General features: G+C 69.6%; 1 protein-coding gene. It reads left to right on the top strand.

Translation table 11 applies throughout. The features are described 5' to 3' along the window. Positions 1–211, top strand: a 211-nt coding sequence (locus tag EN852_RS39205; protein WP_210238334.1) for a hypothetical protein, incomplete at its 5' end; no start/stop codon positions are given. Positions 212–296 lie beyond the last annotated feature (85 nt).

The following is a 296-nucleotide window of genomic DNA, read 5'->3' as shown; positions in this document are numbered from 1 at the left end:
GGTGATCGACCAGGGCATCGCCACGCCGGTGCTGACCATCGAGTGGGACGCCGCCGACAAGGCGATTGCCTACGACGTGGAATGGCGCAGGGACGACCTGAATTGGGTGCGTGTCGGGCGCGTGGGCACGGCCAGCGCGGAGGTGCGGGGGATCTACGCGGGCAAGTACCTGGCCCGGGTGCGTGCGGTGAATGCCCTCAACGCCGTTTAACAGCCGGCCCTCCGCGTGCTCACCGCCATTAAGGGCAAGACGGAGCCGCCGCCGGACGCCCGCGTGATGGGCAGCTCGGCAGACC

The sequence above is a fragment of the Mesorhizobium sp. M2E.F.Ca.ET.209.01.1.1 genome, assembly GCF_004010375.2.
Taxonomy (GTDB): Bacteria; Pseudomonadota; Alphaproteobacteria; order Rhizobiales; family Rhizobiaceae; genus Mesorhizobium.
This window is presented reverse-complemented; position numbering and strand designations above follow the sequence as displayed.